This is a genomic window from Salibacterium aidingense DSM 18341 (assembly GCF_000429685.1).
Lineage (GTDB): Bacteria > Bacillota > Bacilli > Bacillales > Marinococcaceae > Salibacterium > Salibacterium aidingense.
The window spans coordinates 82,833-104,507 of record NZ_KE386940.1 but is presented as its reverse complement, the minus strand read 5'-3'; the positions used below and the strand labels follow the sequence as shown (position 1 = coordinate 104,507).

Annotated in this window: 19 protein-coding genes and 1 pseudogene; 6 read left to right on the top strand and 14 right to left on the bottom strand. The window is 44.1% G+C overall.

Annotated elements, in window-relative coordinates:
* Nucleotides 1–219: 219 nt before the first annotated feature.
* Nucleotides 220–1,563 (top strand): NADP-specific glutamate dehydrogenase, encoded by a 1,344-nt coding sequence (gene gdhA / locus G475_RS0122570; protein ID WP_407636224.1) that lies wholly within the window; start codon nucleotides 220–222, stop codon nucleotides 1,561–1,563.
* 94 nt (nucleotides 1,564–1,657) lie between these two features.
* Nucleotides 1,658–2,011, top strand: a complete 354-nt coding sequence (locus tag G475_RS0122565) for a DoxX family membrane protein (RefSeq protein ID WP_026703183.1) — start codon at nucleotides 1,658–1,660, stop codon at nucleotides 2,009–2,011.
* Nucleotides 2,012–2,013: 2 nt separating this feature from the next.
* On the opposite strand, the gene G475_RS0122560 is transcribed toward G475_RS0122565, so the two are convergent.
* The 5 genes from G475_RS0122560 to G475_RS0122540 form a co-directional block, all read right to left on the bottom strand.
* Nucleotides 2,014–2,838, bottom strand: coding sequence for a carbohydrate ABC transporter permease (locus G475_RS0122560; protein WP_026703182.1), 825 nt, complete (start codon nucleotides 2,836–2,838; stop codon nucleotides 2,014–2,016).
* A 15-nt stretch (nucleotides 2,839–2,853) separates the two neighbouring features.
* Nucleotides 2,854–3,777: a carbohydrate ABC transporter permease gene (locus G475_RS26115; protein ID WP_051302838.1), complete on the bottom strand. Its 924-nt coding sequence runs from the start codon at nucleotides 3,775–3,777 to the stop codon at nucleotides 2,854–2,856.
* A gap of 63 nt (nucleotides 3,778–3,840) precedes the next feature.
* Nucleotides 3,841–5,127 carry an ABC transporter substrate-binding protein gene (locus G475_RS0122550; protein WP_026703181.1) on the bottom strand — a complete coding sequence of 429 codons (1,287 nt, stop codon included), beginning with the start codon at nucleotides 5,125–5,127 and terminating at the stop codon, nucleotides 3,841–3,843.
* A 15-nt stretch (nucleotides 5,128–5,142) separates the two neighbouring features.
* A complete protein-coding gene (locus G475_RS0122545; RefSeq protein WP_026703180.1) occupies nucleotides 5,143–7,950 on the bottom strand; it encodes a glycoside hydrolase family 2 protein in 2,808 nt (935 codons plus the stop codon).
* 29 nt (nucleotides 7,951–7,979) lie between these two features.
* Entirely contained in the window at nucleotides 7,980–8,765 is a 786-nt protein-coding gene (locus tag G475_RS0122540) for an SDR family NAD(P)-dependent oxidoreductase (RefSeq protein WP_026703179.1), read from the bottom strand.
* A 219-nt stretch (nucleotides 8,766–8,984) separates the two neighbouring features.
* Here G475_RS0122540 and G475_RS0122535 point away from each other — a divergent pair, with 219 nt between their 5' ends.
* Nucleotides 8,985–10,232, top strand: a complete 1,248-nt coding sequence (locus G475_RS0122535; protein WP_026703178.1) for an ROK family transcriptional regulator — start codon at nucleotides 8,985–8,987, stop codon at nucleotides 10,230–10,232.
* Nucleotides 10,233–10,254: 22 nt separating this feature from the next.
* Here G475_RS0122535 and G475_RS27940 read toward each other — a convergent pair whose 3' ends face one another.
* The 4 genes from G475_RS27940 to G475_RS27455 form a co-directional block, all read right to left on the bottom strand.
* Nucleotides 10,255–10,389: a hypothetical protein gene (locus tag G475_RS27940; RefSeq protein WP_267880120.1), complete on the bottom strand. Its 135-nt coding sequence runs from the start codon at nucleotides 10,387–10,389 to the stop codon at nucleotides 10,255–10,257.
* Nucleotides 10,390–10,414: 25 nt separating this feature from the next.
* Complete coding sequence (locus G475_RS26110; protein ID WP_233275834.1) at nucleotides 10,415–11,176, bottom strand: ABC transporter substrate-binding protein; 762 nt, start codon at nucleotides 11,174–11,176, stop codon at nucleotides 10,415–10,417.
* Nucleotides 11,158–11,427 (bottom strand): hypothetical protein, encoded by a 270-nt coding sequence (locus G475_RS27845; RefSeq protein ID WP_051302836.1) that lies wholly within the window; start codon nucleotides 11,425–11,427, stop codon nucleotides 11,158–11,160. Before G475_RS27845 ends, G475_RS26110 begins: the two co-directional genes overlap by 19 nt.
* A gap of 161 nt (nucleotides 11,428–11,588) precedes the next feature.
* The gene (locus G475_RS27455; protein WP_156911866.1) at nucleotides 11,589–11,765 is read right to left on the bottom strand and encodes a hypothetical protein; all 177 of its coding nucleotides are present in this window, start codon (nucleotides 11,763–11,765) and stop codon (nucleotides 11,589–11,591) included.
* A gap of 131 nt (nucleotides 11,766–11,896) precedes the next feature.
* Here G475_RS27455 and G475_RS0122515 point away from each other — a divergent pair, with 131 nt between their 5' ends.
* The 3 genes from G475_RS0122515 to G475_RS0122505 are packed head-to-tail and all read left to right on the top strand — an operon-like array spanning nucleotide 11,897 to nucleotide 13,717.
* The gene (locus tag G475_RS0122515; RefSeq protein ID WP_026703177.1) at nucleotides 11,897–12,313 is read left to right on the top strand and encodes a VOC family protein; all 417 of its coding nucleotides are present in this window, start codon (nucleotides 11,897–11,899) and stop codon (nucleotides 12,311–12,313) included.
* Nucleotides 12,314–12,326: 13 nt separating this feature from the next.
* Nucleotides 12,327–13,112 carry a DNA alkylation repair protein gene (locus G475_RS0122510; protein ID WP_026703176.1) on the top strand — a complete coding sequence of 262 codons (786 nt, stop codon included), beginning with the start codon at nucleotides 12,327–12,329 and terminating at the stop codon, nucleotides 13,110–13,112.
* 17 nt (nucleotides 13,113–13,129) lie between these two features.
* A complete protein-coding gene (locus G475_RS0122505; RefSeq protein WP_026703175.1) occupies nucleotides 13,130–13,717 on the top strand; it encodes a TetR/AcrR family transcriptional regulator in 588 nt (195 codons plus the stop codon).
* A 133-nt stretch (nucleotides 13,718–13,850) separates the two neighbouring features.
* On the opposite strand, the gene G475_RS0122500 is transcribed toward G475_RS0122505, so the two are convergent.
* The 5 genes and pseudogenes from G475_RS0122500 to G475_RS26095 all read right to left on the bottom strand — a co-directional run bounded on the left by G475_RS0122500 (nucleotide 13,851) and on the right by G475_RS26095 (nucleotide 21,300).
* Nucleotides 13,851–15,119 carry a TRAP transporter large permease gene (locus G475_RS0122500; protein ID WP_026703174.1) on the bottom strand — a complete coding sequence of 423 codons (1,269 nt, stop codon included), beginning with the start codon at nucleotides 15,117–15,119 and terminating at the stop codon, nucleotides 13,851–13,853.
* A complete protein-coding gene (locus G475_RS26105) occupies nucleotides 15,116–15,628 on the bottom strand; it encodes a TRAP transporter small permease (protein ID WP_035712530.1) in 513 nt (170 codons plus the stop codon). The genes G475_RS0122500 and G475_RS26105 overlap by 4 nt, the downstream gene beginning before the upstream one ends.
* A 156-nt stretch (nucleotides 15,629–15,784) precedes the next feature.
* Nucleotides 15,785–16,831, bottom strand: a complete 1,047-nt coding sequence (locus G475_RS0122490; protein ID WP_026703173.1) for a TRAP transporter substrate-binding protein — start codon at nucleotides 16,829–16,831, stop codon at nucleotides 15,785–15,787.
* Nucleotides 16,832–16,993: 162 nt separating this feature from the next.
* Nucleotides 16,994–18,875: pseudogene (htpG, locus tag G475_RS26100) on the bottom strand (molecular chaperone HtpG).
* A gap of 241 nt (nucleotides 18,876–19,116) precedes the next feature.
* Nucleotides 19,117–21,300 (bottom strand): choice-of-anchor I family protein, encoded by a 2,184-nt coding sequence (locus G475_RS26095; protein WP_051302835.1) that lies wholly within the window; start codon nucleotides 21,298–21,300, stop codon nucleotides 19,117–19,119.
* Between the last annotated feature and the right edge of the window lie 375 nt (nucleotides 21,301–21,675).

The following is a 21,675-nucleotide window of genomic DNA, read 5'->3' as shown; positions in this document are numbered from 1 at the left end:
ACAGCTTTTCTTACATACACCTCCTCTCCCTCTCTATCATCTCATTATGGCATGAAACCAATCTCCACTTTATATTGTTTCTCTCTAGATCTAAATTATAAAATACAACCTAACAGATTTTTCAGCGGCTAAGGGCAATACATTTGTCTATCTGTGATAAGGAGAGGTTGGGATAGGAACATGGCAGGTACAGTTCATACAACGCAGACAGACCAGGCAATGGCGGAACAGCACATAGAAGACGTGTATCAAAAGGTGACGCACCGCAATCCAGGAGAAACAGAATTTCATCAGGCGGTCCGGGAAATATTCGATTCCCTGGTTCCTGTTTTTGCTGCGCACCCGATATACATGCATGAAAACATACTCGAACGGATGGCAGAACCGGAACGAATGGTTTCCTTCCGCGTACCGTGGGCGGATGACCAGGGGCATGTCCAGGTCAATCGGGGGTTCCGCGTCCAGTTCAACAGTGCGGCAGGACCGTACAAAGGCGGTTTACGATTTCATCCTACTGTGAATGCAAGTATTATTAAGTTTTTAGGGTTTGAACAGATTTTTAAGAATTCTTTGACGGGTCAGCCGATCGGTGGAGGAAAAGGCGGTTCCGACTTTGATCCAAAAGGAAAATCAAATGGAGAAATCATGCGCTTCTGCCAGAGTTTTATGAACGAACTGGCCCGACACATTGGTCCCAATGCCGATGTTCCAGCTGGTGATATTGGTGTTGGGGCGAGAGAAATCGGATATATGTTTGGACAATATAAAAAGATCCGCGGTGGCTTTGAAGCAGGCGTATTAACCGGGAAAGGTCTCGAATTTGGCGGAAGCCTGGGGCGTACAGAAGCAACCGGCTACGGCACGGTCTACTTTATGGAGGAAATGCTGAAAGAGAACGGAACTTCCCTGCAGGGACAGACGGTGGTAGTATCCGGATCTGGAAACGTCTCTATTTACGCGATGCAAAAAGCAGAAGAACTGGGAGCACAGGTAGTGGCCTGCAGTGATTCCAGCGGATATATATATGACCGAACGGGTATCCACATACCAACAGTCCGGGAAATAAAAGAGGAGCAGAGCGGCAGGCTGTCCGAATATGTCGCCCGCCATCCGGACGCCGAATATAATGAAAACGGCTCCGACATCTGGTGCATTCCCTGTGACATTGCGCTCCCATGCGCCACCCAAAATGAAATTGATGAAACCTCTGCAAAAGTTCTCGTAGCAAATGAAGTGAAGGCGGTAGGAGAGGGCGCCAATATGCCCTCTTCTCTGAAAGCGATCCACACCTTCCAATCCAACGGCGTCCTGTTTGGCCCCGCTAAAGCTGTAAATGCTGGAGGCGTTGCCGTATCTGCGCTGGAAATGGCCCAAAACAGCTCCCGGCTGTCCTGGTCTTTCGAAGAAGTAGATCATAAACTCCAGCAAATCATGAAAACAATCTATGAAAACAGCATCCGCGCTGCGGAGACTTACGGACGTCCCGGTGATTTGGCAGCCGGCGCCAATATTGCCGGTTTTCTAAAAGTAGCAGATGCCATGATCGATCAAGGCGTCATTTAACAGACCTGTTCCCCCGAACAGGTCTTTTTTTGTACCTCAAAGGTTATAGTCTCTTTCTTTTCTCATAGAATGAGTAAAAAAGGAGGGGACAAGTATGGCCGGCGCGTTATCGGCGTTACGTATTATCCGCTGTCTTACGGCTTTTGTCTTTATTGTTTCAGGCCTTATGAAAATCATCCATCCGGAAATATTAAACGGCGTAGATCTACCCTTTTCCCTAAACATCATGATGGCTGCAGCGCTGGTGGAAATATTCTGCGGGGTTCTCCTTGCTATTAACCAGCAGGTAAAAAATGCCGTGATTCCGTTGATTATTATTATTCTGGGCGCGATCCTGCTGACTAAAATCCCACTGCTCGACAACGGCATATTGACCTTTTTATTTGAAGCCCGGCTTGATATCGTAATACTTGGTCTGTTGGCACTGCTCTACTACAAACACCCCTGAACTTACGACTTCACTGCTCCATTTGTTAACCCGGAAATGAAATGTCTCGTGATTAACATAAAGGCTGCTAATACCGGAAGTACACTTAATGAGGTCCCAAGCATTATAGCAGGGATGTCATTTCCATAAAGAGTAGTTAAATTCGTCAGGGCAAGCGGGATCGTAAACCTATCGGTACTGTTCAACACAATCAGAGGCATCTGGAAATTCTGCCATGAATTTAAAAAAGATAATGTCGCTAAAGCTGCCAATCCCGGTCTGATTAAAGGTACAACAATCTGCCAGTAAACTCTGAACTCTGAGGCTCCGTCTAATGTCGCTGATTCATAGATTTCCTCCGGAATCGCCTGCCTGATAAATTGATACATCCAGAAAACCCCAAACGGATATGCGGCTGTCGGGATAATCAACGGCCAATGTGTATCCAGCCATCCGAACCAGCTCATTTCCAAAAACCATGGAACAATACCGGCTAACGGCGGTATCATAATAGCCACCATTACTAGATAAAAAAACCACTTATGTCCCGGGGCTTGAGAAAACCTTGCAAATCCATATGCTGCAAGGGAACATACAAACAAGATCAAGAGGGTATTGCTCAGGCCGACATAAATACTGTTCCATAAATTAATAAAGAAAGGGATCTGATCCGTCAGCCGTTGAAAATTCTCTACCAGTTCGGCTCCTGGAAGTATAGGGGGAGGAAACCCCGAAACATCCGGCTGAGAATTCGTTGAGAGAATAAACATCCATATTAACGGAAATATAAAAATCAACATGATCATAAACACTATCGTTTGAGCAAAGTACTTTTTGATATTTTTCATGCCGTCATCCTCCTCTTACGTTCTTCTACGGAGCAGCCTGGCATTCACCAATGTGACCGCCAGTATCATTGCAAACAAGACATACGACTGGGCCGCAGCCAATCCAAAATCAAAATATTCAAAAGCCGTTTCATACAAATACATGCCCATGCTCAAACCAGCATTTCCTACCCCTCCGGTGCCATCCGTTAAAACATACGGTTCATCGAATAACTGAATCGCCCCTACCGTTGCTGTGATGGAACTAACTAGTATGATCGGAAGCATAAGCGGAAGGGTTATATTTTTTATCATCTGCAATGGATTCGCTCCATCGATTCTGGCCGCTTCGTATAATTCATCAGGAATTGTCTGCAATCCGGCGATATATAAGATGAAATGGTAACCGGTCCATCTCCACACAATGATGAGTACAATCAGTGGTTTGATCCAAAACTCGGAGCGAAGCCATTCCTGGGTGAATCTACCCTCCATCAATAAGCTGATGACTGAATTCACCGCCCCGGAATTGGTGGAAAACACAACACTGATGATAATAGCTGTTAAGGCCGGGGCCACTAACAATGGAAACAGAAACACCACCCGGTAAAATCCCTTTGCCTTTTTAATATAATAATTTACTAAATAAGCCAGGATAAAGGCCAATCCAAGGGTGAATAAAGTGGAAAAAAACCACATGTAAATCGTGTTATAGATGGACTGCAGAAACAAAGGATCCTGAAACAATTGAACATAGTTGTCTACCCCTGCAAAAGCGGGCAGTCCCGCCCCATTCCACTTTGTGAAGCCAAGAAAAAAAGAGGAAACAATCGGAAAAGCGCTGAACAATAAAAATAGAATCATAAAAGGAGCAATACAAATGTAAAACGCTTTATTGTTTTTAATTTTTCTCCACGTATTCTTTTGAACGGGAGAAGAACCGTGTTTTTGTATAGTCATTACGGACCACTCCTACAACGGAAAATGTCAGGGAGGAAGTTCCCTCCCCCGAGTTTCTACTCTTTATTCCTGTCTTGCTTCAATCTCACTGACAGCCTGCTCCAACGCTTCATTTAGACTTCTATCCGACTCAGTAATATTACTTAACAGATCGTTTACTCCGCTTTCGGCGACAGGGTCGTTCACTGAAATAGAAGGAGCCTCCATATTATCGGCAACCTCTGCAAAAATCTCATTCGTTACCTGCCCGCCAAAAAATTCATTTTCCTGATTCATCCATTCATTGCTTAATGCCTCTTCATAGGCAGGATAAAGGGCATCCTGGGTATACATTTTTTCTAAGTTTTCACTATTCTGGGATACAAACTGAACAAATTCCCAGCCTGTCTCTTTCTTTTCGCTGTCCTTGACAATTCCAATAAAGTCCCCGCCGTCATTAAATGCACTCTGTCCTTTGTACTCCGGAGCATACGTCACCCCCCAGTTCCCTTCTCCTTCCGGGGAATTATTTTTCAAATACGCTTCAAACCAGTTTCCGTGAAAATAGGTCGCTACCGAACCATTCTGAATCGCTCCATTCCATTCTGATGAAAATTCCACATACGGAGAGAAAGCATCCATTTCATCCAGCTGCTCTACATAATCATAGGCATCCATGAATGTTTCATTATTAATCTGGAGGTTCCCCTCTTCATCATAGTAGGGAGTGCCGTTCTGCTGAATAATCGTATCTTTTACTTGATTGGGCGTGGAGATGGCCCACTTTTCTCCAGACGTGGATAACTCACCTGCCGCTTCCACATAATCATCCCATGTTTTCATTAATTCATGGACCTCGTCCGGGTCTGTGGGAAGTCCAGCCTCTGAAAATGCTTTTTTATTATAAAACATAGCTGCAGGAGCCGTATTTTTTGGCAAAGCGAAGACACTTCCATCATCACCTTCTACATACTCCCAGGTATAATCAACGTAGTCTGCCTTTAATTCAGCGGCATTATATGGCTCTTGATTTAAATTTTCGAATGTTCCCATTTCTCTGAAATCAGAAACGTTTGCTATTTCAACCATTGCTACATCCGGCCCTTCTCCGGCTGTTAAAGAAGTCCTAAGTTTTTGAGGGTATTCTTCTGATCCGAAAGCTTCTACCTTTACGTTAATATCGGGATGCTCTTCCTCAAACATTGGAATGGTAATGTTTTCGAAGGTTTGATCATTATTAGGCCACGTCCAAACTGTTATTTCTTCCTTCCCATCATCTGAGGAACTGCCTTCAGAACTGCCGCTTCCTGAACATGCCATCAACGTCAACCCAACCATGCTGATAATGCCTGTAAACAAAATTTTTTTCATCTTTGTCCCTCCATTTTAATAACGCATTTTAATTAGTGATCTCACTTTAAAAATACCTAATAATTCACCTACCGTTAGGAAAGCAGTTGGCTGAAATTCCCTGCTGTTCAAATAGTGCAGGATGGTTATAATCAAATAGCGGAATTCGGGCTTTTTGATCAGTTTGATATCCGTCAGATTAAACGTTGTCACAAACAACTTCCCTTTTCCAACTCTTCCTTCAAAAGCATAAGCAAGTCTTTTGGCACGATTAAAATTGTCAATCACTTCTATGATTGGATCCACCTGCGGCGTGAGATCCAGACTGATAGCCGGTGTGTTATCCACAAGATAAAACCAATTCCAGTTTGAGAATGGATCAAGAGAAAAATTCCGAAACGCCGGATGAGGATGATTTATTATTCCCATTGTGGTCCCGGTTTGTTCTGGGAACCACACATAATTCCAGAAAGTAGGGAGATATCTCGTGGGAATTTCCCCATGCTGATTGTTTTTCTCCGCCATCATCCAAACAGATCCCCCGTCTATCAAGTATTGCAGGACATCCCGAGATAACTGATTTGTTACAGCTGCATCGACATTGTTTTCTGCCTGAAAGCTGTGTTCATTAATCCCGATCGTATCTTCTACCCGGGCATCGTATAATATGGACCGTAAGTCAGGAATATTCGTCCAGATATGCTGTGTTTCAGGCAGCGGCAGCCTTGGGTAGGACCAAAAATCCCAGTCATTATAATAGGTCCTGGCGCCGATCCTTAATTCTGCTTTAAGCTGCCATTTAAAGCTGCGGCCCTCCGGTATCTCCCACTTGATATCAGCCAGTCTGGTAAGACCCTTTCCGCTGATGCGTAGTTCCCCGCGTTTTTCTTCACATACTGTTTTTCCTTTCTCGGAAATTATCCTCCATCTCACTTCCGCTGTTTCCACGTTACTTCCGAAATGGGAAACCTCTAACCCAGCCTGAAAGTGTTCTCCATTATAATAGGTCCGGCTGCCGCTTTGCATGAGCAGCACTGTTTGGTCATTAAATTGCCTGAACTCTTCCGCTGAAACAACCTTTTTATCGTCCCAAAAAACATCCAAAATACCGACAGTAGCATGGCCCTGTCCAGGAAAATCGCGGATATCGAGCAGTTGAATTCCGGACAATCCTGGCGTTCTGCGTGCTTTTTCCATCGTTTCTTTCAGGGATCGTACCAGATGGACACCGGAAGCCTCTATAAATTCATCCACCCTGTGTTCAAGATTTTTTGCTTTCAATGTCTCTATCGTCGTTTTCAGCCAGTTTGGTTTTAAGACACCCTGATATTTTTCTTCTTCTGCCGGATTCAGATACATCGTGAACTGCCCATGTTCATGGGCGATTAATGGTTTGTGTTCAAGCCTTGTGACCTCACGGTAATCCATTGTGGTCTCCGGACCAGCTGCATGATCAATATTATAAGGGGGATGCCAGTTTAGGGTGGGAATGAAAAAGTCTCCTTCCCGGTCATTTGCGGGAAGCTGGCCAAACCCTGTATTATCCGTGTAGATTCTTGTACTATCAAGTTCTCTGCCATAACGCACCAGCTCATTTAACTCTTCATGACCATCTTCTCCTATAAGTTCATTTCCCATCGAAAACATGACAAAGGAGGGGTGTCGTGTTAAAAGAGTTAATACATTTTCCAATTCGCTTTTCAAAAAGGACTGGACTTCAGCAGGAGCCTTCTTTTTTCTATTCAGGTAATACCTGCTCCAATGAGGCAGTTCCGCCTGAACGAGCATGCCCTCTTCATCCGCCGCTTCCCAGAATGGTTCCGGCGGCGTCCATCCATGTAAACGCACGTGGTTGAATCCAAACTGCTTCGCTTTTCGAAATTGATATCTATAATGACTCTTATCCCATACAGGATAACCAGTATTCGGAAAAACACAGCAATCCACATAACCGGCTAGAAAAACAGGGATATCATTTAATAAGAAACATTCGCTGTCTGTTTTTATTTCTCGAAATCCTGTTTGAAACTGCTTTGTCGTGTAAGGGATTTCATTTTTGAGTAATGTAAGTTTTACGTGGTATAGATAAGGTTGTGCCGGTGACCAGGACACCGCGTTCTGTCCTAGATAGACCTCGATTGATGCACGAGAATGGGTCAATGGAATTCTGTTCTCAGCAGCAATCTGACCATCCTCCTGAAAAACCTCTGCCTGCAGAGACCATCCTTCCTGATGAAAAGTTTCCATAGAAAAAGAGCAGTCAAATGTAATTGCATGACGGGAAAAATCAGAACGAATCAATTCTGTTTGAAAAGAAAATGGCGGCTGTTCCCTAATTTCAATTCCACCGGTAATCCCGCCCCAGTACGTAGAGGTATGATAAGAATGAATATGGCTTTCATGCAGGCGCAGCGCCATCGAATTATCGACTTTAATCACAATATGATGACGGCGGCCGGGGTGAATAAGAGAAGATATATCAAAACAATGCGGGGTGATGAGACTGTCATTCGTGCCTGCTGATTTTCCATCCACAAACAATTCCGTAAACCAGCGGACCCCTTTTATGACAAGATAACGGTGGTTTTCTTTCTTCCATCCTTGGGGAATGTCTATCTCTTTTACGTACCAGGCTGTCCCCTCATATTCCCTGTCTTTCTTCCACGTTCCAATCGGATCGTGATCGGACGTCTCCCCAAACCCCTGCTCTTCCCAGGAACCTGGAATCTGGATCGTATTCTCCGGTTTTTCTGCAGGTCTCTGATGCCAATCCTTACAAAGATCCGGATCTAAAGAAAAATACCATTCCCCGTTGAGTTGTAAAATGTCTGCTTCTTCTTTCATTTTGCCTGCCTCCTGTTCCAAGAACTAAATCAGCAATATTTTGAGTGATACAGCCGGGCTGCTACCCCTCCATCTAAAACTATGTTTTCACCCGTCATCATGCCGGCCCCTTCTGTACCTAAATATACGGCAAGGTTTCCTATATCTTCAGGAGTGCAATACGTTTTCAGGGCATGCAGGTTTTTCACCTCCCTTTCCACTCTTTCCTTATTGTTTGAGTCTTCCAGCCATTGTCTATAATGCGGAGTATCGGTAAATCCTGGACAAATAGCATTAACGCGAATCCCATATCTCCCCAAACTCAACGCAAGGCTTCGAGTCATCGCGTTCACCCCCCCTTTTGCCGCGGCATAAATTTCTGTGTCCGGCAAAGTGGCCACTGCATGATTGGAGGAAATGTTTATAATAGAACCTTTCTTTTGTTTTTTCATATAAGGAAGGACATGTTTACTGCACAAAAACGGTCCTCTTAGATCTATATTAATTAAATTGTCCCAGTCCTCAATGGTTGCATTCTCCAACGTCTCAAAAACGGTTATTCCGGCATTGTTAACCAGGATATCGATTCTTTCAAAAATATCAACGGTTCGGTTTACCATATTTTTAATGCTGTCCTCTGATTTCACGTCGGTTTGGATAAAATATACGTTTTCACTTTGCTGCCTTAATTCTTCCTGGGTCTTGACTCCTTCTTCCTGGTTACAATCAGCTATAATAATGTTGGCTCCTTCTTTCAGAAAACATTCTGCAATGCCTCTGCCAATCCCCCTCCCTGCTCCTGTTATAATAGCTGTCCGGTTCTCCAATCGTCTCAAAACCAAGCCCCTCCATTCTCCTTGCAATCCGGCGCATGTTATCTGTCTTTAATTTGAAAGCGCTTTATGTTATTTTTATTATAGTTAACTCACTTTAATAAAGTCAATGTTTTTTTAAAAAATAAGTGAATAAATCCCATTTGTTTTTTGGTGTTTTGTTTATTATAATAAACTTACTTTACAAAATAGCCAGCCTAATCTAAAGGAGAGAAATATATCATGTATAATCCCGCTCAAAAAATAAGCAAGGATATGATGAAACAAATGAATCAGAAATTAGTTCTCCGCATATTAAAAGAAAAGGGCTCTGCTTCCAAATCAGAGCTTTCTAAAATAACCGGGCTGACTCTTCCAGCTATAACCGACATCATGACAGAACTGGAACTTTATCAGGTCATCGAAAATCTTGGGGAATCCAGAATTAAAAGGGGCCGGTTCCCCACTCTGTTCCAACTGAAAAAAGAGGTTTTTCACGTGATTGGGGTTTCGATTCGTTCTGAATCCATCCGGGTAGGGTTATATAATATTTTAGGCGAAACGATGGCGTACACGGAAACTGCTCTACCGGAAAATACCGACCCTGAAACAATGATGGAGAGAGTGAATGAAGTCATCCAAGTTGTGATACAGAAATATGAGGTCGGCAGTTTAAATATATTAGGAATAGGTCTGGGTATGCACGGAATCGTTAATCCAATGGAAGGCATTTCTGTTTATCCGCCTCATTTACAATGGGAAAACGTGCCTATCCGGCAGTTACTGGAAAATAAAACAAAATTGCCCGTACTTGTTGATAACGACTGTAATTCATTGACCCTGGCGGAATATTGGTTTGGAAAAGGAGAAAATTTAAACTCATTTATTACGATTAACGTGGATTATGGAGTGGGGGCCGGCATTATGATTGACAGCCAGCTTTTTCACGGCAGAAATTACGGAGCGGGCCAGATCGGCCATACCATTATTCAGGATAACGGCCCCCTTTGCTCCTGCGGAAATTATGGATGTTTAGAAACCCTGTCCAGTGAACTCTCCATCGCCGGCCAGGCAAGGAGTAAAATAAAGCAAGGTTTCCCCAGTCTTCTGAAGGAACGTTATACTGATGTGAACCATGTAACCATAACGGACATCTATGACGCTGCCCACAACAATGACAAACTCGCCTCCAATATACTCGAAGAAGCTTCGCGGTATTTGGGGATCGGCCTTTCCACCTTAGCCAATGTGTTCAATCCCGAAAAAATTATTATTACGGGAGGGATCCTGCGGGGAAAACAATCGGTGATGGACCCGCTGATTGAATCCTTTTACACCCATGCATTAAAGACAAATGTGGAGGATTTCGAAATTACAACATCCGGACTGGGGGCGAAAGCGGACGTTCTCGGAGCTGCTACGTTATGGGTAGAACACGTTTTCAAAGGAGACTTTCCTTTATCGAAAGCGGGGAAAGAAGGAATAACGTAGGAAGCAGAGTCAAGCTCCTCTCTCACACTGAAGCTTTTTCATAAAAAGCCAGTCCTTCCCGTTCAATATGAGCTTTCAGCTTGTCATTGGGAAAGGCTTCATAGTGAAGAACATCCACATAATAGGGAATCGGTATTTCTTCCTTTAATATCGCCATAAGATAGAACGACCGATAGCTGTGATTATTTTTCAATCAGAGCATCAACGATTTCATCGAGCTGTGTGTCGAGCGCCAGTGGATCACTGAAATAATACGTATCGACATCATATTCATACACGTTGCCGTTTTCCACGGCCTTCAAGCTATTCCAGACATCAAGAGATTCTAATTCGTCTTTACGCTGACCACCATCTCCTTCTCCTACAGATTCTCCTCTTACTCCAAGAAAGATGTGATCAGCGTCTCCCAAGTATTCTGGAATCGTCTCCATGGAGATTTTTGCCCATCCTTCCTCAAAAGCAATCTCTTCCACTGGTTCGGGAGCGTTTAGCCCAAGTTCATTGTATAGAATTTCACCGCCGCGGCCGTAGGAATCTCCATACAAAAATACATCTTTTTCACTCAGTTCTATGAGAGCCACTGTTTCATCTTCTCCGATATGATCAAACAATTCCTTTTTTTTCGCAGCCACTGTTTCATCAAATGAATCCAGCCAGTCTTCTGCTTCTTCCTCCCTGTTTAAAATATCCCCCATCTCCAATAACAGGTCACGGTAGTTATAGCTGCCAAATGGAATGTATACCGTTGGAGCAATTTGCGACAACTGATCGTAACTGTCCTCCATATATGTAAATATGATATCCGGATTCACTTCCACCATTTTTTCAACGGAAACACTTTCTTTATCTCCGACAGCCTCCGTATTCTCTAAATCCTCTTCATAATAAGGCACATCAAAGACCCATCCCGCAGCACCACCCGGCTCTATTCCCAGCGCGAGCACATAACCGACATAAAATCCTGCACCGCCACAGCCACACGCTCTGGATTTTCCGGGATAGTTACCTCTCCTTTGTCTGTTTCGTACACACGGGTTTGTTCGTCCTGCACCTTATTGTCCTCCACTGTTTCCTGCTTGTTGTCCTCTGATTCCGCACTGCTCCCTGATTCACTGGTTTCCCCGTTTTCGCTGCCGCACCCACTGACAAACAGCAGTATCAAAACACCCAAAATTATCAACCGAGTAAGCTGCATGCTTTTCTCCCCCTTAAACCGCGTTATTATAATGATAATGATTATCATTTTCATAAATAAAGTTATCACTTTCTTAAAGAAAAGTCAAAGGGGGGAATAGCACGATAGATTTGCACGTCTTTTCCTATTTTACAAAAAAGTATTTATATCACGGCTGTTGATTACCCAAATATAAGAAGCGCTTTTGTTTGACTCCGCCTTTCTTGCTCGCTTTCCGCGGGCGTCGCCTCAGCTACCGGGAAAACCACCCGGTGATCTTCGGCTGACGCTTCTCCCGCTGGAGTCGAGCAAACGGCTCCGTCCAACGAAAAAGAAGAGGAGATTAGCGCTTTGATCACTAATGCCCCCTCCTATAGAACCCTTTTCCATTCCTTTATATGGTAAAGCAAAAGGCGTATATTTATACATTATTTACATACATACAGTATGTATGTTATTGTAGTGTAAAGATGAATAAGGGGTGTGCTGAATGAAAGTGAATAGTATTTATCCAGTCATTATGACAGAGGATGTTGAGAGAACAGCTGGTTTTTACCGGACATATTTTGATTATTCCGTTGTTTTTGAAGCAGATTGGTATATGAGCTTAAAAATGGAAGGGTCGAACCACGAATTAGCAATTCTGGACCAGAACCATGAGACAATACCAGCAGGCTTTGGAAAGCATGCTCAAGGCCTGATTCTTAATTTCGAGGTTGATGATGTTGATCAGCTCTACAAAACATTCATACAAGAAATGGAATTACCATTACTCCTGGATATTCGTAATGAACCTTTTGGTCAGCGGCACTTTGTTACAAGTGATCCAAACGGGGTACTGATTGATGTAATCACAGTTATTCCACCAAGTGAATCGTTTGCGGATCAATACCGAGAAAGGGTATGAGAGGAAGAATACATTGGGTAAATATATTCCACTGAAATTGTATTTTGATGAACAATTAGCTGTGCGTTTATCTCAATTAATAAAGCCTTATGACCCACATTTTCCCACAGATTCTTTCCTCTTCAATGTTTCAAGAGAGGTGCAGGACAAAGAATTAAAGGCCAGGGTGGAAGTATTCGCAGACGAACTTAAAAACCATCTTCCTCATGACTATAAAGAAGCCTTGGCCATTTTATTACATGTATTAGGCCCGGAAAATGAAACAGAAGAAGGAATGTTTACAAAGGGATATTTTCTCATGCCTGTTGCTTTCTTTGTGGAGCGATATGGTCTTCATCACTTTGACACGTCCATGCAGGCAATGGTTGAAATCACCAAACGCCATACATCTGAATACGCGATACGGCCTTATTTATCACTGGACATTAAGCGATGCCTTCTGTATTTTGATGAATGGATAACAGATTCCAATGCTCACGTCAGGAGGCTGGTCAGCGAAGGGACCCGGCCACGGCTGCCTTGGGCAAAAAGGATATCTCCTATTAATAATGATCCTCATCACAATCTGTATTTATTAGAAAATTTATTGGATGACCCCTCCCCATACGTACAAAAATCTGTTTCTAACCACATCAATGACATCACCAAAGACTATCCTGATGTGGCAATAAATTGGATCAAAAAATGCAGCCAACATAAAAAAATGAATAGTCACGTCATGAAACATGGATTAAGAACATTGATCAAGAAAAAGGACATGGAGGCCATGAAGCTTATGGCCATGTTGGAAATTTATTGAACCAAAGGAGTAAACTTTTGAAGAAAACCAGAACGGAAACCAACCAGACAATACAACGTGTTATAGAGATATCCAGGCAACAATTCACGGAAAAAGGGTATGCAAATGTGGCATTAGAGGAAATTGTAAACGAAGCTCAATTAACAAGGGGCGTGATTTATCATCACTTCTCGAATAAAAAAGGGCTCTTTTTGGCAGTGTTTGAAGAGGTGCAAAAAGATATAGGAAAACAAATAGAAATAGAAGCTATGAAAAGTGATGATTTGTGGGAACAACTCTTAAACGGCTGCCGGGCCTTTCTTGTATCCGCCTCGGAAACACAAAATCAGAGGATATTGTTAATAGATGGACCCGCCGTGTTAGGCTGGGATACCTTTAGAAAAATGGATCAAGAATATGCGATGAACTCGTTAAAAGAACATTTGCAGCTTTTGTTAGAAGAAGGGATAATCAGTCCCGTCTCCTCCATTGATGCTTTGACCCATTGTCTTTCCGGTGCTATGAACGAAGCGGCACTTTGGATTGCTGAAAGTTCAAATCGTCCGAAAACCATTCAAGAATCGATGGATACTCTACAAACCCTGCTCAATGGATATAGAATGTAATTGAAGAAATGTTCATATAACATTGATCCCCTATATTAATCTTAACTTGACCTGCTCTTTTACAACTTCACAACAAAAAATCTTCCAGCCTGTCTAAGTCTGGAAGATTAAAAAGGGTTTCATGATAGGATCCTTAGTCATATATCATACTCGGTAAATAGGTAGACAATGAAGGAGCAAACGTTATGACTAAAAGGGCTGTAATCAAAACGAGAACAAAAGGCAAGGTTCCTTTTATCACATTGGTCAGCGGCAAGTCACTGATACCGGCAGCTACAAATAGGTTCAAGCCAAACGGTGGTGTCAGCATCCCTATGGCCAGGTTCACAATCATAATAATCCCAAAATGAACTGGACTGATTCCTATCTCCATTACCATCGGCAGAAACAGCGGAGCCATTACCAAAACGGCTGCACTTGGATCCATAAACATCCCCACCACCAGCAGAACAGCCGTGATCAATAGAATAACAAGCACAGGATTTTCCGCAACTTCCAGAATCGTTGACGCTATTTGATTTGGTATCTGTTCCATTGTTAAATACCAGCTGAATACTTTGGCACTGGAGATAACAAGCATCACCATCGATGCGATGACGACCGATCGCTTGGTTACAGCGAACAAGGTTTTCAGATTTAATTCACGATAAATAAAGAATCCAATCAATAAGCTATAAACAATCGCGACCACAGCAGCTTCTGTCGGTGTAAATATGCCAAAATAGATACCGCCCAGAACAATCAGAGGCATAAAAATACCCCATACCGCATTTTTAACAGCAGCAGCGACTTCTTTAAAATGTGGTTTTTTATCCGGCGTATGGCCTTCTTTTTTCGCAATATAGTAACTGACCACAATCAAACTCAGCCCGATAAACAATCCTGGAATCACCCCGGCCATGAATAGCTCGCTGATGGATACTTCTGCGATGACCCCATACACTAACAGGGTAATGCTCGGCGGGATGATAATACCAAGAGAGCCTGCGGCACACATTAACCCCACCGAGAATCTGCCGGAGTACCCGGAGTCGCGAAGAGATGGAATCATCACGCCGCCTATGGCAGCCACGGTGGCAGGACTAGAACCGGACAGCGCGGCAAAAAACATCGAGGAGATAACACCAGCTATCGGCAGACCTCCCGTCGTCCAGCCTACCAGTTTTCTTGCCATTTCAATTAAACGCTTTGACGTTCCTCCGGCCAGCATTAAATCACCGGCAAAGATGAAAAAAGGGATCGCCATCAGAGAAAACGAATCAATCCCGGCAAACATGGTCCGTGCTACATTATCGAGTGAATTCCCGGCCTGCAATACCGCATAAATACTTGTAAGGCCGAGGGCTGCCGCTATCGGGGTACTTATCAGCAGCAGGACAAGAAAGATGAAGATAGTTATCATAAACGTTTCTCCCCTTCCATACCCTCTTCCTTACTTAAGGAGACTTTTTTCCAATCTTCGAGCAGCAATTGCAAAAAACGTAGACCCATCAACAGGCCGCCGATTGGGATAGCCAGATAGGGAATATACATAGGAATTTCGAGGGCTGGAGTAACATTCATATATTGCGTCACGTTTTTTATCATCTGCCACCCTGAGACAGTAATCAGCACACAAAAAAGGATACCCATGGAGGAAGCAGAAATAGATAGCATTTTTTTGATCCGGGGAGGAACATAGGAAAAGAGCACGTCCACTTTCGCATGAGCTCGTTCTCTTACTGCAATACTGCTTCCTATAAAAATAAACCATATGATTAAATACCTTGCCATTTCTTCGGTCCAAATAAGAGAATAATTGAAGACATAACGAAGAACAACTTGTACAAACACTAAAAAGGTGGCTCCGAGTAACGTGACAAAACCAAAATATTCTTCTGCATGATTTAGTAACTTATTGCATGTACGCATCATGACCGCTCCTATTCTATTTCAAAAGGGCTAACGTCCTGCAGCTGTCAGTCTGGGGCTTTAAGAATATTTTAATAGGGAAGGGGAAAGCCGGACATCACTTCTCTTCCGTCGACAGCATGGACGTCCGCTTCCCTTAGTGAAGCCCTTCCCGTACTACTCTACTAATTCAATAATGTCATCCGCATCTTCTACTTCTTCCCTATACACGTCATATACTTCTTCTGTCGCTTCCATAAACTGCTGTTTCTGCTCTTCTGTCAACTCCGTAATTTCCATATCGGATTCTTCCACCACCTGGCGATATTCCTCTTCGTCCTCTGCTGCTTTCTCCCACTGCCACTCGGTTGTTTCCTCCGCTGCCTCATCCACCGCCTGCTGCAGCTCTTCGGGCAGTTCTTGATAAAATTGATCACTGATCATCAGAACGTAACCCATGTACCCATGCCCGCTGTACGTCATATAATCCTGGACTTCGTAAAAATTCTGGGTCACGATATTGGATAATGGATTTTCCTGTCCATCTACCGTCCCCTGCTGCAGGGAAGTGTACAATTCCGAAAAATCAATCGATACGCCGCCGGCGTTTAAGGCATCAAACTGCGCCGAAATTAACGGGCTCTGCGATGCTCTCATTTTTAACCCATTCATATCGTCCGGTGTTTCAATCGGGCGCTCGGAATTGGTAAAATGTTTAAAGCCCCCGTCCCAGTATCCCAGTACTTTCACTCCGGCTTCCTGAATGTAGCCATTTAATTTTTCTCCCAGTTCTCCGTGCATGGCATCAAACGCATGATCCTTGTCTTCAAATAGATAAGGCAGATCAAATACTTGGTATTCCGGGGCAAAGGAAGGAAGTACTCCCGTAAATGGAGCGTTCATCTCCACGGTCCCGGACTGCATTTGTTCAATAATCTCCCGGTCACTTCCCAGCTGAGAATCCGGAAGGACTTCCACTTCTATGTGGCCGCCTGTTTTTTCCTCCAACAGTTCTCCAAAATGCTCTGCCGCCTGTCCTTTTGCAGTATTTGGTGATACTACATGCCCAAAGGTAATTTCGTATTCTGCTTCGGCGGATGTCTCTCCTTCCGCACTGCTTCCGTTTCCGTCCTCCTGCTTCTCTCCGCCGCTGCTCTCTTCCCCGCAGGCCGTTAAGCCAAGCAGCAGTACGGCGCTCACCGCAAACATACCAACTCTTTTCATGACAACTCTCCCTCCCATCCCTCTACTAAAGAGATTATATCTTTAATAGACATTCTATTTTGAAGCGGTTGCAATCATTCCTATCATTTAGAGAACACCCTTCTCATTTTAGGAACAAAAAAAGTCTCCTTCCGTATGGAAAGAGACTAGAGATGCTATTTTTTAATCCATTACTTTGCACATGTCATTGGTAAAGGCGACGGGATCTTCTACAGGCAGGCCTTCGATCAACAGGGCCTGGTTGTAGAGAAGATTGGTATAGAGTTTCAACTTCTCTTTGTCGTTATCATACGCCTCTTTGAGAGAACTGTAGACATCGTGATTAATATTGATTTCCAGTACTTTGTCGGCTTTGATGTTTTGATTATCCGGCATGCTGGAGGATTTTCTCCATTTCAATGGATACTTCTCCGTCGGCGGCAAGGCAGACGGGATGACTTTTCAGACGCTTAGAAGCACGAATGTCTTTCACTTTGCCGTCAAGCTGATTCTTCATTTCTTCGAACAGACTCTTATTTTCTTCCTGCTCGGACTTTTCCTGTTCTTCCTCTTCCTCATCTTCAATACCAAGATCACCACTGGCCACGGACTTGAATTGCTTGTCATCATAGGACATCATTGTTTTAATTGCAAATTCATCGATGTCCTCTGTGAAATAGAGGATTTCATACCCTTTGTCCCGGACCATTTCGGTCTGCGGCAGTTTCTCGATACGGTCGATGGAATCTCCGGTAGCATAATAGATATACTGCTGATCTTCCGGCATTCTTTCCACATATTCAGCAAGACTGACCATTTTCTTTTCCTTCGAGGAATAGAAAAGCAGCAGGTCCTTTAAGTCATCTTTATGACTGCCGAAGTCCATCTGAACCCCGAATTTCAGCTGCCGGCCGAAAGATTGGAAGAATTTCTCATAGTTTTCGCGTTCGTTTTTGAGCATGCCCTGCAGCTCTTTACGAATCTTATTTTTAATATTTTTCGCAATCAGACGGAGCTGCCGGTCATGCTGCAGCATTTCCCGGGAAATATTCAGCGATAAGTCTTCAGAGTCCACAATTCCTTTGACAAAGCTGAAATAATCAGGAAGCAGATCAGCACATTTCTCCATAATCAACACACCGTTGGAGTACAACTCCAGGCCCTTTTCATAATCATGGGTGTAATAATCAAACGGCGGCTGTTCCGGAATAAATAGAAGCGCCTGGTAGCGGACCTGACCGTCAATATTAAGATGAATATGCTTCAGCGGTTTATCAAAACCGTAATGCTTTTCGGAATAAAAGGCCTCATAATCTTCCTCAGTCAGCTCGTCCTTGTTCTTTTTCCAGAGCGGGATCATATTGTTGATCGTTTTTTCTTCCGTCACTTCCACAGTTTCTTCTTCCGTATCCTCCTGCGGCTGCTGCTCGGTTACTTCCATTTTAATTGGATAACGGATGTAGTCGGAATATTTTTTGATAATAGACTGAAGCCGGTTGTCATCCAGGAATTCATCATAGCTTTCTTCTTCCGAGTTTTCTTTAACTTTTATATAAATTTCTGTCCCATGCGTTCCTTTGTCCGCCGGATCGATCGTGTATCCTTCTGCACCGTTGGATTCCCATTTAAAGGCTTCTCCGCTGTCGGCCGATTTTGTATACACCGTCACCGTATCAGCTACCATAAATGCAGAATAAAAACCGACACCGAACTGGCCGATGATGTCGTGCCCGTCTTCAATTTCATTTTCATTTTTAAATGCGAGTGATCCGCTCTTTGCAATGGTTCCAAGGTTTTCTTCAAGTTCCTCCCGGGTCATGCCCACTCCGGTATCCTCGATTTTCAGGATACGGTTCTCCTGATCCGTACTCACCTTTATGTAAAAATCATCCGGGTTAAAGGTGATAGAATCGTCGGTCAAGGCTTTATAATACATTTTGTCAATCGCATCACTGGCATTGGAAATTAATTCCCGCAGGAAAATTTCCTTCTGCGAATAAATCGAGTTAATCATAATATCGAGCAGACGTTTCGATTCCGCTTCAAATTGCTTTGTTGCTGTCATGAGAATAGTCCCTCCTTGCAAATTCCGACAATTTTTTAGCACTCTGCTTGTCCGAGTGCTAATTAACCCAATTCATATTTTAACGATTCCTGCGGCTATGTCAAGAATTTCAAAAGAAAAAAAGGAGCTCCTCCACAAATGGAGCAGCCCTTTGAAAATTCGTTCGGAGATCTTGTCCGCAGAAGAAGGTGTCATCTTTGGAGCGATCGATTTCCTCCTCGGCCCGGATTAGATCAAATAGTTATTCCTCCAGATCATGCTTTAACATAGAAATTACTTTTGCCGCCTGGGCCCGGGTGCTTGCTTCTTTAGGCTGAAACATTCCGTCCCCGGTGCCTGTCATCCATTCGAGACCGGCTGCTTTTTCCACCGAATCATGAGCATAGCTGCTGATGCTGTCTCTATCGTTATAAGAAATCTCCGCTGCTTCTGCAGTTTCCCCGGTTTGGTATTCGTAAGCACGTACCAGCATAGCCGCCATCTGCTCTCTGGTGATGGAATCCTGCGGGACAAATCTTCCGTTTGTTTTTCCGGTCGCAATTCCGGCCTCATACACCGCCTTTACTTCATCTGCCGCCCATTCCGGCACGTCTTCAAAAACGCCATCCCGGTCCGAATCCTGTTCCAGGTCGAGCGCCCGGCTGAGCATGACCGCGAACTGAGCCCGCGTTACCTCTTCGGAAGGAGCAAATGTGCCATCCGTCCGGCCGGTTACAATGCCATTTTCCTGAAGTTCTTTAATATGGGGATAGGCCCAGTAATCTTTGTCGATATCCTGAAAGACCGACCCGTTTTCTCCAGTCTTTCCGGACAATTCATACACCGCGATGGTTCCGGACATTTCGTGAGTCGCTGCCAGCAGTGCTTCTCCCGTAGAGCTGTCAGAAGCAGAAATAAAGGTTAATCCCTCCGGAGCCACATCACCGGCTATATCCTCGGAGAAATCACGGCTTGACATCATCGTAACAAACGAAGCATCCGCCGGATCCGTTATATCATAGACCATCACGGCACTGAAGCGTTCCAGCGCGGTAAATGCATAGGTTGTTCCATCCACCTCTCCGGTCACGGTCGTCTCCGGTTCCGGGCCTTTCGCATCACTGCGCCCGTTAAATTCTAATTCATCGTTGTTGGTATTAAAATGCTCCGGCAGCGCTTCCGCTGTAATTTCTTCTATCTCCGAGCCGCTGTCATAAACAAGATCCATCGTTTCTGCGTCAAAAATGGAAAAACTGCGGGCACCGTAAGAATAAAGTGCTTCGTACGTGCCATCCACTTCTCCGTTTTCTGCAGTGATTTCGGTATCTTCCATTTTTTCGAGAAGCCCGTTTTCGATCCTCTCATCCAGCTCTTCCTGGGTGTATCCTTCATAATGATCGGCATTCAAGTCTATCGAGTCTATAATATCTCCGATTTCCACCTCTTCCGAATAGGCCTCATAATCCCGGGCGTCTCCTTCATTCGGTGTGACAATATAAGTCTGCCCGTCTGCTGTAAATGTATCGATGGCGTCCGGCATATACAGTCCCAGCAGCGGAAGGGTTTCGATTTCCATGCTGCCGTTTTCCACCCCATCCAGCTCATTGCCGGGCACCGAATGATCTTTCACACCAAGCCCTTTCACGCTGTCTATTGTTTCGGTTTCAAGATTGATTTCAGCGATGGCGTTGTTTTCCTGCAAAGCGGCATAAGCCGTACGGCTGTCCTCCGTTATCGTGATATATTCCGGCTCCAACTGCTGCAGCACGGTTCCTCTTGAACTCGTCCTTACACTTTCATCCAGTTTGTCCTCTGAAAAAGATAGGGTTTTCGCTTCAGCCGCCGGACTTCCCTCCATAATATCAATGATAGAAATCGACCCTTCCGGATCCACCCTGTAATCATCACTCGGTTCTCCTTCATTCGCAGCGAGAAGTTTCGTGCCATCCGGAGTAAACGTTACCATATCCGGCAGCGCTCCGGCCTGCACCGCTTTTATGTATTCTCCATCCTTTGTCAAAAACACGACATAGCCGGGATCTGTTTTCGGGGCACTGACCACGGATAAGGCGATCAAGTCTTCGTTTGGATGAGCGGCCACACTCGTAATATCGTCGACTTGTTCTAGCCCAAACTCCGACACCTGAATCCGCTTCCTTGATTCAAGCTGCTGATATTGTCCGGAGCCTAACGAAGAAAAAGAAACAATATCAAGTCCTGCTTCGGCTCCATTCGTAATGAATGCTTTTTCCGATCCAGCATCATAGGCCATTATTTCTGTACCGCCCTCCCCTGCCATACTGTCATACTGGGCGATTTGTGAAACACTAAGTTCTTCCTCTCCATACTGAAAAAAGGAAGACGTTTCCGCAAGTACAGCGGAAGGGGAAACGGCTGTCAGCAGGAGACTGCCTGCTGCCGTAAACCTTAAAAATGATTTTTTCATTACCCTTCACATCCTTTTCCTAGCATCTCCCTGCATTGTAAGAAAAGAATGTGAAGAGATTATAAATATATTATTTAATTTACTCTAATTTTTCGTAAAGAAAGCTCCGGAACACAAGTCTGAGGGATGCCCGTCTTCGGCTCCACCTGACACCTGCAGTGTTTTTCAGCAGTTGTTTTATCTCATTGATATATCGATTCACGTGCTGCAGCCCCCTTAAATGAGAAAACATCCCCTGTATCACTGGGATCCATGTCAGAAAACATTGGAACTTCTCTGTATTTAAGCAGCTATTGTATTCCCAATTTTCCACTTCTTCAATTCTGGGACTTTTGACTTCTTTGTGAAAGCATCCCCATTCCTGATAGGAATACA